The sequence below is a fragment of the Mesorhizobium sp. B2-1-1 genome, from assembly GCF_006442975.2.
Taxonomy (GTDB): Bacteria; Pseudomonadota; Alphaproteobacteria; order Rhizobiales; family Rhizobiaceae; genus Mesorhizobium.
On record NZ_CP083954.1, the window covers coordinates 4,863,582 to 4,878,865 of the forward strand.

The 15,284-nt window shown below is 64.4% G+C and carries 15 protein-coding genes; 12 read left to right on the forward strand and 3 right to left on the reverse strand.

All coding sequences use genetic code 11. From position 1 onward, the window contains the following. Window positions 1-33: 33 nt before the first annotated feature. On the forward strand, window positions 34-1,023 hold the full coding sequence (locus FJ972_RS23870) for a Tim44 domain-containing protein (protein ID WP_140520942.1): 990 nt from the start codon (window positions 34-36) through the stop codon (window positions 1,021-1,023). 299 nt (window positions 1,024-1,322) lie between these two features. On the opposite strand, the gene FJ972_RS23875 is transcribed toward FJ972_RS23870, so the two are convergent. Then, window positions 1,323-2,420, reverse strand: a complete 1,098-nt coding sequence (locus tag FJ972_RS23875; RefSeq protein ID WP_140520943.1) for a lactonase family protein — start codon at window positions 2,418-2,420, stop codon at window positions 1,323-1,325. Window positions 2,421-2,619: 199 nt separating this feature from the next. Between FJ972_RS23875 and FJ972_RS23880 the strand changes: the two genes are divergently transcribed. The 8 genes from FJ972_RS23880 to FJ972_RS23915 all read left to right on the forward strand — a co-directional run bounded on the left by FJ972_RS23880 (window position 2,620) and on the right by FJ972_RS23915 (window position 10,182). Then, window positions 2,620-3,171: a MaoC family dehydratase gene (locus FJ972_RS23880; protein ID WP_140520944.1), complete on the forward strand. Its 552-nt coding sequence runs from the start codon at window positions 2,620-2,622 to the stop codon at window positions 3,169-3,171. 2 nt (window positions 3,172-3,173) lie between these two features. Further along, window positions 3,174-4,334, forward strand: a complete 1,161-nt coding sequence (locus FJ972_RS23885) for a CaiB/BaiF CoA transferase family protein (RefSeq protein ID WP_140497632.1) — start codon at window positions 3,174-3,176, stop codon at window positions 4,332-4,334. A 32-nt stretch (window positions 4,335-4,366) separates the two neighbouring features. After that, the gene (locus tag FJ972_RS23890; RefSeq protein ID WP_140498094.1) at window positions 4,367-5,512 is read left to right on the forward strand and encodes an extracellular solute-binding protein; all 1,146 of its coding nucleotides are present in this window, start codon (window positions 4,367-4,369) and stop codon (window positions 5,510-5,512) included. A 22-nt stretch (window positions 5,513-5,534) separates the two neighbouring features. After that, complete coding sequence (locus FJ972_RS23895) at window positions 5,535-6,722, forward strand: ABC transporter substrate-binding protein (protein ID WP_140520945.1); 1,188 nt, start codon at window positions 5,535-5,537, stop codon at window positions 6,720-6,722. Window positions 6,723-6,794: 72 nt separating this feature from the next. After that, entirely contained in the window at window positions 6,795-7,532 is a 738-nt protein-coding gene (locus FJ972_RS23900) for an ATP-binding cassette domain-containing protein (RefSeq protein WP_140497628.1), read from the forward strand. Further along, window positions 7,525-8,265 (forward strand): ATP-binding cassette domain-containing protein, encoded by a 741-nt coding sequence (locus FJ972_RS23905; protein WP_140497625.1) that lies wholly within the window; start codon window positions 7,525-7,527, stop codon window positions 8,263-8,265. Before FJ972_RS23900 ends, FJ972_RS23905 begins: the two co-directional genes overlap by 8 nt. Further along, window positions 8,262-9,212 carry an ABC transporter permease gene (locus FJ972_RS23910; protein WP_140497623.1) on the forward strand — a complete coding sequence of 317 codons (951 nt, stop codon included), beginning with the start codon at window positions 8,262-8,264 and terminating at the stop codon, window positions 9,210-9,212. The genes FJ972_RS23905 and FJ972_RS23910 overlap by 4 nt, the downstream gene beginning before the upstream one ends. A gap of 1 nt (window position 9,213) precedes the next feature. After that, entirely contained in the window at window positions 9,214-10,182 is a 969-nt protein-coding gene (locus tag FJ972_RS23915) for an ABC transporter permease (protein ID WP_140520946.1), read from the forward strand. A 20-nt stretch (window positions 10,183-10,202) separates the two neighbouring features. Here FJ972_RS23915 and FJ972_RS23920 read toward each other — a convergent pair whose 3' ends face one another. Both FJ972_RS23920 and FJ972_RS23925 read right to left on the reverse strand, forming a co-directional pair. After that, on the reverse strand, window positions 10,203-11,039 hold the full coding sequence (locus FJ972_RS23920) for an amidohydrolase family protein (RefSeq protein WP_140520947.1): 837 nt from the start codon (window positions 11,037-11,039) through the stop codon (window positions 10,203-10,205). Window positions 11,040-11,101: 62 nt separating this feature from the next. Next, entirely contained in the window at window positions 11,102-11,887 is a 786-nt protein-coding gene (locus FJ972_RS23925) for an IclR family transcriptional regulator (protein WP_140514524.1), read from the reverse strand. 168 nt (window positions 11,888-12,055) lie between these two features. Here FJ972_RS23925 and FJ972_RS23930 point away from each other — a divergent pair, with 168 nt between their 5' ends. From FJ972_RS23930 to FJ972_RS23940, 3 genes are all read left to right on the forward strand, one after another. Then, window positions 12,056-13,375, forward strand: a complete 1,320-nt coding sequence (locus tag FJ972_RS23930; RefSeq protein WP_140520948.1) for an ABC transporter substrate-binding protein — start codon at window positions 12,056-12,058, stop codon at window positions 13,373-13,375. Between the two features lie 145 nt (window positions 13,376-13,520). Next, window positions 13,521-14,417, forward strand: coding sequence for a carbohydrate ABC transporter permease (locus FJ972_RS23935; protein ID WP_140514521.1), 897 nt, complete (start codon window positions 13,521-13,523; stop codon window positions 14,415-14,417). Further along, on the forward strand, window positions 14,417-15,283 hold the full coding sequence (locus tag FJ972_RS23940; protein ID WP_140497611.1) for a carbohydrate ABC transporter permease: 867 nt from the start codon (window positions 14,417-14,419) through the stop codon (window positions 15,281-15,283). The genes FJ972_RS23935 and FJ972_RS23940 overlap by 1 nt, the downstream gene beginning before the upstream one ends. Window position 15,284 lies beyond the last annotated feature (1 nt).

Genomic DNA, 15,284 nt, shown 5'->3' on the forward strand with positions numbered 1-15,284 from the left:
ATTTCCGAAACCCATCGATAAAGGTCCGTCCAGATGATTTCCCGCACAAGCCGATTTGCCGCCCTGTTTGCCGGACTGTTCCTGGCATTCTCCATGGTCGCGGTAGACCATGCCGAGGCCCGTCGCGGCGGCAGTTTCGGCAGCCGCGGCATGCGCACGTTCCAATCAGCGCCGCCGACTAGGACCGCTCCGGCGCCGACCGCTCCGGTCGAGCGTTCGATGACGCCCAATACCGGCGTGAACACCGCGGCCCGGCAGCCGCAGGCCGGCCCGCAGAGGCCCGGCTTCATGAGCGGCTTCGGTGGAACGATGATGCGCGGCCTGCTGATCGGCGGCCTGATCGGGCTGCTCCTGGGCCAGGGCTTCGGTGGGCTGGCGGGCATGTTCGGTTTCCTGCTGCAGGCCGTGCTGATCGGTGGCGCCATCATGCTGGCAATCAGGTTCTTCCGGTCGCAATCCGCGCGTGGCCCCGCCCCTGCGCTCGCCGGCGCCGGCAATGCCTCGCGATTTGAAAACCGCGCAGCCGGACAGAGCGATGCCAACAATGCGCGTTCTTTCGCCATTCCCGGCTTTGGCGGCGGTTCAGGCCGAGGCTCCGCGGCGGCCACCGGTTCCGATGAAATCCGGCTCGCCCAGACCGACCTCGACGCATTCCAGCAGCTGTTGAGCGATGTCCAGGAAGCGTTCGGGCGTGAGGATCATGCCGCGTTGCGCAAGACGACGACTCCCGAAATGGTGTCCTATCTCTCTGAAGAGCTGGCCGACAATGCGAAGAAGGGCCTCAGGAACGAGGTATCCGACGTCACCCTCCTGCAGGCCGACATCGCGGAAAGCTGGCGCGAGGATGACCGCGACTATGCCACGGCGGCCCTGCGTTATGAATCGCGCGACGTGATGCGCGAACGGGCCAGCGGCAAGGTCGTCGAGGGCGACGAGGATCATCCCACGGAGACGACGGAGCTGTGGACCTTCACGCGTCAGAATGGCTCGAGTTGGAAGCTCTCGGCAATCCAACAGGCCTGAGCTCCAGACGGGGAACTCGCGTTGACAAAGGCGGCCCGACGACGGCCGGTCCGGCTGTGTCAGCAGCCTTCCATGGCCGGCAGCTTCTCAAGATAGGAATTTTTTCTTGACTGGGTGAAGGCAGCTATGGTAGATTTTTATCTATGGTGCTGAGTCGCGCCAGGAACCCGCCGCGCAGGCGGGTTTTTTCGTTCAATACTCCGTCAACAGCTCCGGCGAAGGCACCCGTCAACCCGGATCGCCCGGCCTGAGCTCCGGTCCGTTTCCGTCCGAAGCTCGATGCCGATGTCGCGCACGGTTCACCGCACGATCTTGACGCACATCGGCGTGCCGATCTCGATGGCACGGCCGGTGTCGGTCAGCCGGCCACTCTCGGCGTCGCGCGCGAAGATCGAGATGCGGTCGGCATTCTGGTTGGCCGAGAACAGGTGGCCGCCGGACGGCGTCAGCGCCAGGTTGCGCGGCGTGGCGCCGCCGCAAGGGACATGGCCGACGAGGCTCAGCGCGCCACTTTGCTGGTCGACGGCCATGACGACCACACTGTCATGGCCTCGGTTGGAGCCGTAGAGGAAGCGGCCGTCGGGCGAGATCTGGATATCGGCGCAGTGATTGGCCTGGCGCGCCTCGGCCGGCACGGCCGGCCTGGCGTCGATGGTCGAGAGCTTGCCGCTTGCCTCGTCCAGCGCCATCGACACGATGGTCGAATCCAGCTCGTTCATGACGAAGACAAAACGGCCGTTCGGATGCAAGGCGAGATGGCGTGGACCGGCGCCCGGCGGCAAAGCGGATTCGGCCAGTTTGGTCAGATTGCCATCGTGCTCGATCCGGTAGGACACCAGCCGGTCGATGCCGAGATCGGCGACAATGGCCGTTCCGCCGGTGATGGTTTCGGTGACGCTATGGGCATGCGAGCGCTCTTGCCGGATTGCGTTCGGGCCAGTGCCCTTGTGCGAAACGCTGGCCAGAGGAGCCGACAAGGCGCCATCGCTGTCGAAGCCATAGACCGCGACTGCGCGATCTGGACCGCCCTCGCCCATGCCGTAGTTGGCGACCAGCAGCTTCGTGCCATCATGGATGATGGTGTTATGCGCGGTGATGCTGCCGAGTGACGGCTGCTTGTTCAGGTAAGTGAGCGTGCCCGAGGCGCGGTCGAAGCCGTAGGCCGAAACCGTTCCTTCGCGCCAGGCGAAGACTTCCGAATTGGCGTAGAGGCGCGAACCGTCCGGCGTCACCGACAGGAAGGTCGGATTGTCGATGTCACTGGTCTCGGCCAGCTTTCGTGTTTCCAGCGTCTCCTCGTCGAAGCTGTAGACGCCGAGGCCGACGCCGCGTGCGCCCTGAAAATAGGGCGCCTCCCGGTTCAGGCTGCCGACAAAGACCAGACAGGCATCGCGCATGTTTTCCTCCCTGTTCCGCCGGGCTCGAGCGCAGCGGAAACAGCCAAAATTTCGCCCGTCCTCGCTTGCAACGCAACCCCATATGTGAAAATAGTATTTACAAAAGAAGATTGACGGGAGGAGACGTCGTGCAATCTGGCGCCTTGACGCGTGTTCCGAAACTTGTGCCGTGCCTCGCGCAGTGCCAGCGGAGCCAGCGATGAACGACTTCGCACCGACCGTCGGCGTCGCCTCGACGCATCCGGCCAACATGCCCGCGGAACATGCCGCCTTGCCGGTTTGGAACGCCGAGAACTGGTTCTACGAGGACTGGCCGGTCGGCCAGAAGATCCGCTCGTTGCGCCGCACCATGGCCGAAGGGGACAGCCACCTGTTCAACACGCTGGTGCTCGACATCCATCCTTACGTGCAGGACCAGATGTTTGCCGAGACGGAGGGCATTTTCGGCAAGCGGCTGGTGGCCGGCGCCTTCGTCTTCTCGGCTGGCCTGGGGCTCGTCGCCACCAATTGCGTCAATGCGTTTTCCTATGGCTACGACAAGCTCCGCTTCATAAAGCCCGTCTTCATCGGCGACACGATCTATTCGATCCGCTCCAACCTCGACAAGACGCCGCGCTACAAGGACATGGGGCTGATCCGCGCCAGCTACGAGGTGTTCAAGGGCGAAGGCGAACTCGTACTCTATTGCGAGCATCTGCAGACGGTGAAGTACCGCAACCCTGCCGATTTCCTCGGCAAGACGGAGAAGTAGAAATGCCGGCAGCAGCCGAATTGCCGCTTGCCGGTCTCGTCGTCGTCGACATGAGCCAGTTCCTGTCCGGGCCCTACTGCTCGCTCAGGCTGCTGGATCTCGGCGCCCGCGTCATCAAGATCGAGCGTCCGGACGGCGGCGACCTGTCGCGCCGGCTCTATCTCAGCGACACCGAGATCGGCGGTGATTCCACCATCTTCCATGCCATCAACCGGGCCAAGGAAAGCCTCGCCATCGACCTGAAGGACGAGGCGGATCTCAAGGCGCTGCGCGGCCTGCTGGCGAAGGCCGACGTGCTGATCCAGAATTTCAGGCCGGGTGTCATCGAACGGCTCGGCCTCGACTACGAGGCGGTCCGCAAGATCAACCCGCGCCTGGTCTATGCCTCGATCAGCGGCTATGGCGAGGACGGCCCATGGGTCAAGCGGCCCGGCCAGGACCTCCTGGCGCAGGCGCGCTCCGGGGTGATGTGGCTGAACGGCGACGAGGACCAGGGGCCGGTGCCGTTCGGGCTTGCTATCGGCGACATGCTGGCGGGCGCGGCATGCGCGCAAGGCATACTGGCCGCCCTTGTGCGGCGCGGCATCACCGGCCAGGGCAGCCATATCGAAACCAGCCTGCTGGAAGCGCTGGTCGACTTCCAGTTCGAGGTACTGACCACGCATCTCAATGACGGCCGCCGTTTGCCGCGCCGCTCCAGCTTCCGCAGCGCGCATGCCTATCTGTCGGCACCTTACGGCGTCTATCCCGCCAAGGACGGCTATCTCGCCATCGCCATGACACCGATCCCGAAACTCGCCGACCTGCTGTCGCTGGAGGAACTGGCGCCCTACCGCGACAAGCCGGCATCCTGGTTCACCGCGCGCGACGACATCAAGGCGATCGTCGCGCAGCGGATCGCGACCAGGACGGTCGACGAGTGGCTTGATGTTCTCGAACCCGCCGACATCTGGTGCGCCAAGGTGCTGACCTGGCCGGAAATGCTGGCAAGCGGGGGCTTCCAGTCGCTCGACATGCTGCAGACGGTGACGCGCGAGGACGATGTCTCGATCCTTACCACCAGTTCGCCGCTCAGGGTCGACGGCATCAGGGCCAAGGTCGACCGGGCAGCACCGCGCATCGGCGAGCATAGCGCCGCGATCCGCGAGGAGTTCGGCCTGTGACCACGCGCTTCCTAAAGCCCACGCTCAGGGGCATGACCTGGAACCATCCGCGCGGCTATGATCCGATGGTCGCCTGCTCGTCGCTGTGGAAGCAGAAAACCGGCATTGCCGTCGAATGGGACAAGCGTTCGCTGCAGGACTTCGAGTCCTTCCCGGTCGAGGAACTGGCGCGCGCCTATGATCTGATCGTCATCGACCATCCGCATGTCGGCCAGATCACCGCCGAACGCTGCCTGGAGCCGCTCGATGTCGCCGGCCGCGAGGCGGAGCGCGCGGCACTTTCCTCCGGCAGCGTCGGCCAGTCCTATCCGAGTTACACATGGCAGGGACGGCACTGGGCGTTTCCCATCGATGCCGCGACGCAGGTCCAGGCATGGCGGCCCGATGCGCTTGGCGCACCGCCATCGCGATGGAGCGAAGTGCTCGATCTCGCCCGGCAGGCACGCGTGCTGCTGCCGTTGCGGCCACCGCATTCGATGATGGTGTTCTTCACGCTCGCAGGCAATCTCGGGCATGCTTGCGCGACCGACCCGTCCAACGATCTCATCGACGGCGAGGCCGGCAGCGAAGTCTTCGAGACAATGCGCGAGATTGCCGCGCTGGTCGACCCGGCCTGCTTCGAGATGGATCCGATCGCCGTTTCGGAGCGGATGGCGCAGGCCGGATCCCCGATCGTCTGCGCACCGCTGATCTACGGCTATGTTTCCTACGCGATGGCCGGGTTTCGCCCACATCGCCTGGCATTTGGCGACATCCCTGTTGTCGGATCCAGCGGCCCGATTGGCACGGCGCTTGGCGGCACAGGCATAGCGGTGTCGGCCTTCTCGAAGGCGAAAGAGGCGGCAACCGATTTCGCCTACTGGCTCGCCAGCGGCGAGGTCCAGCGTGGCCCCTATGCCGCGGCCGGCGGACAGCCCGGCCATGCCGCGGCCTGGGAGGATCAGGCCGTCAATGCGGCGACCGGCAATTTCTATCGCGATACGCGCGCGACCCTGGAGGGCGCATGGGTGCGGCCTCGCCATGATGGTTACATGGCGTTCCAGCAGGCCGCGTCCGACCGCGTCAATTCCGGCATGACCTCAGGGCATCGTTCCAGCCAGGTTATTGCCGATCTCAATCGCCTGTTTCGGCAGAGCGCCCCGGCGCAGGCGACCGGCACTGCCGGTGGAGGAGCCTGAAAAAATCGAACGGAGGAGACAAATGAACAGCCTGATCCGCGGCCTTGTGGCCGCAACCGCCTTCGCCTCACTCGCAACGACAGCTTTTGCCGAAGACGTGCAAGGCGTCATCAGCGGGCTGCCCGATGAACTCAAGGCGCAATATGACGGCGCGCCGCAGAACGTGCTGCCATCGGCCTGGGACAATTTCAACCCGCCGTCCAAGCCATGGAAATGGTGCCATTCGGAATCCTACCAGGGCAACCCCTGGCGGGTCACCGTCACCAAGGAGCTGAAGCGCCTGGTCGACGGGCTGATCGCCGACGGCACCGTCTCCAGCTTCGAAGTGTCGGATTCCAACAACGACGCCAGCCAGCAGATCAACCAGATCCGCGCCTTCATCGACAAGAAGTGCTCGATCATCACCTCGATCCCGGGCTCGGCAACAGCGCTCGATGACGCCATCGATGCGGCCGCCAAGGCAGGCATCCCGTTCATCACCGCCGCCGGTTCGGTGACCAGCCCGAACGCGATCAATGTCGATTCCAACTATGCGCGCTGGGGCTACGACATGATGACGGCGATCGGCAAGGCCAAGCCTGATGGCGCCAGCATCCTGCTGGTCGAGGGCATCGCCGGCCACCCGATCGTGGTTCAGGAGCGCCAGGGCGCCGACAAGGCGCTGGCGGAAAACCCCAAGCTGAAGATCTCGCGCACGGTCAACGGCAATTGGACGGCCAATGTCACCAAGACGGTGGTGCTGCAGGCGATCGCCACCAACCCGGCGCCGATCGATGCGGTGTGGACGACAGGCAGCGAAAGCCGCGTCGTCGCGGAGGCGTTCGCCGAAGCCGGCCGGCCGGCGCCGCTGATCACCGGTTCGATCACCGGCGATGCCCTGGGCTACTGGAAGGCCAATCCCGACAAGTACCGCTTCGAGGGCCATGCCGTGCTGCCGCACTGGACCGCCGAAACGCTGTTTCGCGTCGGCGAACGCATGCTCGACGGCCAGAAGCCGAAGCTGAACACGCTGCTCATTCCGATTCCGCCGGTCCACAATGCCGATCTCGGCGCCTGGTACAAGGACTGCATGACGACGGATGCCGTATCGATCTTCCCGGTGCCGCCCAAGGATCCGATGCCGGAAGAATGGCTCGACGCCTATTTCTCCAACCCGGCGCCGACCAAGGGATGGGACTATTCGAAGGTGCCAGACGCCTGCGCGAAGTGACGCCTGGGCCAGATAAGACCTCGACAAGCCGGCTCCTTTCGGAGGGCCGGCTTGCCAGCTTCGAAACGCGACATGCTTGAAATCAGAAACATATCCAAACGCTATGGCGAGACGGTCGCGCTTGCGGACGCCTCGATCGCGTTCCGGGCAGGAACCATCCACACCATCCTGGGCGAGAATGGTTCGGGCAAGAGCACCATGGTCAAGCTGCTGTCCGGCATCGTTCAGCCCGACAGCGGCACGGTCCTGCTGCAAGGCAGGCCGTTTTCGGGCGGAACCCCCTCGGCCTTCCAGGCGCAAGGCTTCGCCACGGTCTTTCAGGAAGTGCTGATCGCGCCGGACCGCAGCGTGACCGACAATATCCTGCTTGGCCTCGACGGCCTGGTCCGGCGCGCGGTTCCCCGCAACGAGCGGCGCGACAGGGCAGCCGCCGCCCTCAAACGTTTCGCCGTCACCAACGTTCCGCTCGACATGCCCGCCGGGCAGTTGCCGCTCGCAGCACAGCAACTCGTCGTTCTTGCTCGTGCGGTCGTGCGCGATCCAAAGATCCTGATCCTCGACGAAGTGACCGCAGCACTCGACTTCGCCGACCGCGAGTCCGTTTTTTCGCTGATGCGCACGCTTGCCGGCGAAGGCTGCCTGATCCTGTTCATCACCCACCGCATGGATGAGGTGACGTCGCTTTCGGATCGCATCTCGATCCTGCGCGGCGGCAGCGTGGTGCGCACCGAGGAGCGCGGCGCTTCGACGCCGGCGGAGCTTCTCAAGGCGATGGCGCCACGCACCGCCGCGGAGCTGGCGCATGGCTGATCGCGCCGCCCTCACTATCCGCGACCTCGTCATCGCACCGGACGCCAGCCCGATCATGCAGGCGGTCGCCGCCGGCGAGATCGTTGGGCTCGCCGGCCTGGATGGCCACGGCCAGGAGCTTTTCCTCGAGATGCTCGCCGGCCTAGTCGCGCCGCTTGGCGGTTCGATAACCCTCGATCTGCCCGGCGCATCCCGCGCCATCACCGGCTTCCGCAAGGCCGTATCGAGCGGCATCGCCTATCTTCCGCGCGGGCGTGCCAAAGGCATTTTCCCGACGCAATCGGTGCTCGACAATTTCGCCGTCTCGACGCTGTCTCGCGATACCCGCCTCGGCCTGATCAGCCCGGCGGCGCGCAAGGCGCGCTACGAGGCCTATCGCGAAAGGCTGTCGATATCGGCGCCTCGGCCCGACGCGCCGATCACCACCCTGTCCGGCGGCAACCAGCAGAAGGTGCTGTTGGCGCGGGCCCTGGCGCTGGACCCCGCAATGTTGCTTCTCAACGACCCGACGCGCGGCGTCGACGTAGCGACCCGGCATGTTCTCTACGACGTCTTTCGCGGGCTGGCTTCCGACGGCATGGGGCTCGTCATCCTGTCCAGCGAGATCGAGGAGATCCTTCTTCTCTGCCATCGCGTGCTGGTGTTCCGCGAAAATGAAGTCGTGGCGGAAATCGCCGGCCAGGCGATGACCACCGGGAACGTGATCGCAGCCATGTTCGGACGCGCGGCATGAGACCCTTCGCACGCATCCTGTCCCTCGGCCGAAGCGTCGGCTTCGCCGTCGTACTGCTGATCGCCCTGCTGGCGATCAATCTGATGCTGAGCCCGGCACGGTTCCAGCCGGGCTCCTGGGGTGCGCTGGTTGGTCTGGCGGCGCCGCTGATCGGTGCGGCCATCGCCTCGACGCCGGTGATCCTCGCCGGGCGCGGCGGCATCGATATTTCGGTCGGGCCGCTGATGGGCTTCGTCAACGCCATCGTGATCCAGGTGCTTTTCCTGCGCGCCGGAATATCCTCGCCGCTGGCGCTTGTTCCGGCGGCGCTGCTCATCGGTGCGCTGGTCGGGGCGGCGAACGGTTTCCTGGCGACCATCGTGCGCATCCAGCCGATCGTGGCCACGCTCGGCACCTATCTGATCCTGACGGGGGTGACGCTGACCATCCTGCCGGCGCCGATCGGCCCGGCGCCGGCCTGGCTGAAAGCCCTGGCGGGCCCACTCTCGCTTCTGCCGCTGGCCTTGATGTTCCTTTTCTGGTGGCTGGTGCGGCGCAGCCCTTATTACGACCAGCTGATGGCGGTCGGCAGCGACGATCGCGCCGCCTATACGGCCGGCGTCGACGTCACGCTCGTGCGCTTCATCGCCTATGTCATGACCGGCATCCTGGGCGGCTGCGCCGGACTGATGCTGACTGCGCTGATCGGGTCGGCCGATCCCAACATCGGCCCGACCTACACGCTGATCGCCATCGCCGCCGTGGCGCTCGGCGGTGTCAGTCTTGCCGGCGGCCGTGGTGGCGTCGCGGGTGCCGCGATCGGCGCTGTCGACATCTTCCTGCTGCAAAGCGTGCTGACGACGTTCAACGTCTCGACCTTCGTGCTGCAGATCGCCTACGGCGCCATACTGGTGCTGGCGGTGATGCTGACCGCGCTGCAGGAACGCTTTGCCATCGGGAGGCGCTGACATGGCTGGCCGAAATCTATTCGCGACAACCAATGCCCGTGTCGTCGGCGCCTTCTGTGTTGCCGCCCTTCTGCATCTTGCCGGCATCATCCTCATTCCGGGCTACTCCAGCCCGTTTGCGGTGCGCGCCATGCTGGTGCTTGCCTCGCTGCTCGCCGTCGCCTCGATCGGGCAGACGCTGGTCGTCATCATGGGCGGCATCGACCTGTCGATCCCGTTCGTCATCGGCTTTGCCAATGTCGTGGCCGCGCAACTCTACGGCGATGGCTGGAATTTTGTCCTCGTCTGCGGCCTCGTCGGCGTGCTGGCGATCCTTATCGGTGGCCTGAACGGGCTGATCGCGCGCAGCCTCGACATCCAGCCGCTTATCGTCACGCTCGGCATCGGCATGGTCGTGCAAGGGCTGGTGCTTTTGTGGACCGCGGGCTTTCCTTCAGGCTCCGCACCGCAGGCGGTTTCGAGCTTCGTGTCTATCGGCGGATCGGCCGGACCGCTGCCGGTTCCATGGCTGGTGCCCTGTCTCGTCGTGCTGGCGGCGCTCGTCGTCCTGGTGCTGGAGCGGACGCCCTATGGACGCCGGCTTTACGCACTCGGCAGCAATCCGGGTGCCGCGCCTCTGGCGCTGATCGATCCCGTCCGTATGTGGATGATCACCTATGCGGCAAGCGCCTTCTTCGCCGCGGTGGCGGGCGTTCTGCTGCTCGGCTTCACCGGCTCAGCCTATGGCGACGTCGGGCAGCCCTACCTGTTCCAGACCATCGCGGCCGTGGTCGTCGGCGGCGCCGCGCTGGTCGGCGGCCGCGGCAGCTATCTCGGCACGATCGCCGGCGTGCTGGTGCTGACCGAGATCAACACACTGCTGATCGGGCTCGGTTTCCAGCCCTCGGCGGTGCAGGCAGCACTCGGCTTCATCATCGTGCTGCTGGTGTCGCTCTACGGCCGCGAACGGCACGTTTCGGCGACGATCTGAAGAACCCCAAGCGGAGCCGGTTAAAGCCGCCAGAGCTTGCGGGCGTTCGCCGACAAGAGCTTGTCGCGTTCCGCAACACTGCAACCCGCAAGCAACGCATGGGTCGCCGCCACCCAGGTCGACAGACCGCCGCCTAGCGTGCAGACCGGCCAGTCGCTGCCCCAGACGACGCGGTCCCAGCCGAACGAACCGATCGTGTGTTCGACATAGGGCCGCAGCGTCTCGACCGTCCAACTGCCGGGATCGGCATAGGCGACGACGCCGGAAATCTTGGCCACGACGTTGGGACGCCGCGCGATTTCGCTCATGTGTTCGCGCCACGGATGCTCGCCATTGCCCTTGATGTCGGGGACGCCGCAATGGTCGAGCACGAACTGGACGTCGGGCGCCAGATCGGCGAGCGCGATCGCCTTGGGAATCTGATGCGGTAGCACGACGAGATCGAAGGTGAGCCCGGTGCCGCCGAGCCGCCGGATGCTGTCCCGGAATAGCGCGCCTTCCGAGAGTTCATCGGGCATGACGTGGAGGACGCGGCGAAAACCCTTGACGAACGGCTTTGCTCGCTGGCGCTCGAGATAGGCCGCAAAATTGGCCTCTTCCGGACGGCAGGCGGCGATCGCCCCGGCCAGCATGCTGCCGGCCTGTCTCGACAGGCCTTCGACACGTTCGGTCTCGGCCTCGATATCGGCAGGGTCGACATCGACCTCCATATGCAGCACACGCTCGACGCCGACACGTTGAGCTTCCACGCCGTACTCCTCGTAGGAGAAGTCGCGGTTGAGAGCGGGCACGCCGGCAAGCCACGGGTAGCGCAAGGCCGAGCGGTCGATGAGGTGCAGGTGGGTGTCGATGATCATGGCAGGGCTCCTCCCGTATCTTTCACATCATCTCACGGAGGAATTCTTCATTCAAATAAGAATTACACCGATGAACCGACGGCCGACCCGGCCAGACGCGACAGCTTTTCACATGTGGCCAGCAGCAGTTCGATGGTGCGGGTCATGTCCGGCGCGGACGGTGCGTTGACGACGGTGATGTAAGGAATCGAAAGCGCCGCGATCGCCTTGCCGTCGGAGCCGCGCACCGGTGCCGACAGATTGTAGACGCCGGCAGTCTGCATCGAGGCCATCATCTCATATCCCCGTTCCCTGATCTGGTCGAGACGGGCAAAGAACTCGGGCGGCTGCGCCGTATTGTCGGTGCTGCGGACATGTTCGGAGATCATCATCTGGCGCTCCTCCTGCGAACGGAAAGCGAGCAGCACATGTCCCGAACCGGTGTCGAACAGGCTGATGTGGGCGCCGACCCGGATCGAGATGCCCCAGTAGTTCGGCGCCTCCTGCTGGCCGATGACCACGGCGGAACCGCGATCAAAAACAACGAGTTGGTTGGCCTGCTGCGACGTCTCCGCCAGCTCCCGCATCAACGGCGTCGCATAGGAAACCAGCCGCCGCACCGGCGCGTGCAGTTGCGCCAGGCCGAACAGCTTGAGCGTCAGTGAATAGCGGTCACCGTCGAGCCGCGTGACATAACCGCGTCGCACCAGCCGGTCCAGCATGCGGTAGAACTCGTTGGGGCTGCGGTCGAGCTTCTTGGCGATTTCCGCCTGCGTCAGGCCGCCGTCGACGCCGGCCAGCAGTTCCAGGATGTCGAGCCCCTTGTCGAGCGCAGGCGCGCGATACCGCTCGTCTTCGCTATCATCCATGGGCTTTCCCTCCAGTGAAATCGATTCTTCATATACGCAGGAATGCTGCCGGCGGAAACAAAATTCGCCTTGACGTATCCATGAATGTTTTGTTTGTATATGAATGTAACACTTCTTGTCATCAGACGAGTTGCGGTCGCCGCCAAGGCGCACCCAGGGAGGATACCAATGAACAGACTGCTTTCCGGCGTGTGCGCCGGCGCATTGTTGCTTGCGTCAGGCGCAGGCGCGGCCCTTGCCGGCGACCTGCCCGGCAAGTTCGAAGGCGTTACCGTCGACGTGAAGCTGATCGGCGGCCAGCAATATGAAAAGCTCTACGAGCGCATCCCCGAATGGGAGAAGGCGACCGGCGCCAAGGTCAACATCCTGACCAAGAAGAACGGCTTCGACATCGACAAGGAGTTGAAGTCCGACATCGCCTCGGGCAGCACCAACTGGTGCGTCGGCTGGAACCATTCCTCCTTCGCGCCGCAGTATACCGGCCTCTATACCGACCTCAGCAAATTGCTGCCCAAGGAAGAGATCGACGCCTTCGTGCCATCGACGATCAAGGCGGCGACCATAGATGGCAAGCTGGAGATGCTGCCGCGCGCGCAGTTCGACGTCTCTGCCCTCTACTACCAGAAGAGCCTCTACGAGAACGCCGACAACAAGGCCAAGTTCAAGGCGAAATACGGCTATGATCTGGTGCCGCCGGACACCTGGAAGGAAGTCACCGACCAGGCCGAGTTCTTCGCCAACCCGCCCAACTTCTACGGCACGCAGTTCGCCGGTAAAGAAGAGGCGATCAACGGCCGCTTCTACGAGATGGTGGTGGCCGAGGGCGGCGAGTATCTCGACAAGGACGGCAAGCCGGTCTTCAACTCCGAAGCCGGCGTGCGGGCGCTCGACTGGTTCGTCAACCTCTACAAGGCCAAGGCCGTGCCGGCCGGAACCACCAACTATCTCTGGGACGATCTGGGCCAGGGTTTTGCCTCGGGCACCGTCGCCATCAACTTGGACTGGCCGGGCTGGGCCGGCTTCTTCAACGATCCGAAGTCGTCGAAGGTCGCCGGCAATGTCGGCGTCAAGGTCGCGCCGAAAGGCTCGTCCGGCAAGCACACCGGCTGGTCCGGTTTCCATGGCTTCTCGGTGACCGAGAACTGCCCGAACAAGGAGGCCGCGGCATCGCTGGTGTGGTGGCTGACCAACGAGGACAGCCAGAAGCTGGAAGCCGCCGCGGGCCCGCTGCCGACCCGCACCGCGGTCTGGGACTGGGACCTGAAGCAGGCCGAAAACGATCCTTACAAGAAGGAGGTCCTCTCCGCCTTCCAGGAAGAAGCCAAGCACGCCTTCGCGGTGCCGCAGACGCCTGAATGGATCGAGATCTCGAACGCCGTCTATCCCGAATTGCAGGCGGCGATCCTCGGCGACAAGACGTCCAAGCAGGCGCTCGACGAAGCCGCCGCCAAGGCGACGCAAATCCTCGAAGACGCCGGCAAGCTGTAGAACCGCTCCCAAGGCCGCCTCCCCCATCAGTCATGGGGGAGGCGCTCGCGTCTTAAGGCGCGCACTGCCTCGGGTGTTCCACGATGACGATGCCTGCCCCGCCCGGCTCGACAGGCGGCAATCGAATGCAACTCACAGGGTCCCAATGAAGGGCTTCAAGCCATCCGCGCCATTCCTGCTGCTGCTTCCGGCGATGATCGTGCTGGCGGCGGTCGTCGTGGTGCCGTTGCTTTTGTCGCTCTATTCCAGCTTCACGCCGTTCCGCCTGACCAAGCCCGAAACGTTCTTCGTCTTTGTCGGCTTCCGCAATTATCTCTCGATCCTGGCGAACGCCGATTTCTGGTGGGCGTTCGGCCGCACGGTTCTGTTGCTGACCATCGCGCTCAATCTCGAAATGCTGCTGGGCCTCGGCCTCGCCATGCTGGTCGAAAAGGCGACGCGCGGCCAGCGCATCCTGCGCACGCTGATGATGTTTCCGATGATGTTCTCGCCGATCCTCGTCGGCTTCCAGTTCAAGTTCATGTTCAACGACAATATCGGCCTGGTGAACAACGCCCTGCAATCGCTCGGCATCACCAGGGATGCCATTGCGTGGCTGATCGAAGGCCATCTCGCCTTCATCGCCATCTCGATCGCCGAGATCTGGTCGTCGACGGCGATCTTCGCCATCCTGATCCTCGCCGGGCTGCTCGCCATGCCCAAGGAGCCGATCGAGGCGGCGCGCGTCGACGGCTGCACGCCGTGGCAGACATTCCGCTATGTGACCTGGCCGTTCGTCATGCCTTTCGCCTACATCGCCATGACCATCCGTTCGCTCGACGTCGCGCGCGCCTATGACATCGTCAAGATCATGACCGATGGCGGGCCGGCGGGCCGCACCGAGCTTTTATGGACGCTGGTGGCGCGCACCGCCTACAGCGACGGGCGCATGGGCATGGCCAACGCCATGGCCTATTTCTCGATCCTGCTGTCGATCGCCTTCACCGTCTATTTCTTCAACAAGCTCGCCGCGGCGCGCACGCAGATCGGTGCGGAGTGGTGATGGACGAGAATTCTTCCGCCCGCCTCAAGCGCCGGCTGCTGGGCATCGCCTATCGCATCGGCCTGTTCCTGGCGATGCTGACCATCTGCCTGCCCGGCCTGTGGATCGTGCTTTCGTCGCTGCGGCCGACGGTGGAGATCATGGCCAAGCCGCCGGTGTGGATCCCGCAGCAGATCTCGTTCGACGCCTATGTTGCGATGTTCTCAGGGATCGGCAAGGGCGGCATCCCGGTCATAGAATATTTCCGCAACTCGCTGATCATCTCGGTGACCTCGACGATGATCGCGGTGGCCATCGGCATGGCCGGCGGCTATGCCTTCGCGCGCTACCGTTTCCGCGGCAAGTCGGGCGTCTTCCTCGGCCTGATGCTGACGCGCACGGTGCCGGGTATCGCGCTCTCGCTGCCGCTGTTCTTCCTTTATGTCAGGCTCGGCATCATCGACACGCATTTCGGACTGATCCTGGCCTATGTCGCGCTCAACGTGCCGTTCACCATTTGGCTGATCGACGGCTTCTTCCGCCAGGTGCCGAAGGACCTCGCGGAAGCCGCCCAGATCGACGGCTGCACCCGCTGGCAGGCCTTCTGGCAGGTCGAGTTCCCGCTTGCCGGGCCCGGCATCGCCTCCGCCGCGATCTTTGCTTTCCTGACCTGCTGGAACGAGTTCGCGCTGGCCTCGCAGCTTACCCGCTCGGTCAGCGCCAAGACCCTGCCGGTCGGCCTGCTCGACTACACGGCCGAATTCACCATCGACTGGCGCGGCATGTGCGCGCTCGCCGTGGTGATGATCATCCCGGCGCTCACCCTCACCTACATCGTCCAGAAACACCTTGTCGGCGGCTTGACCTCCGGCGCGGTGAAAGGCTGAT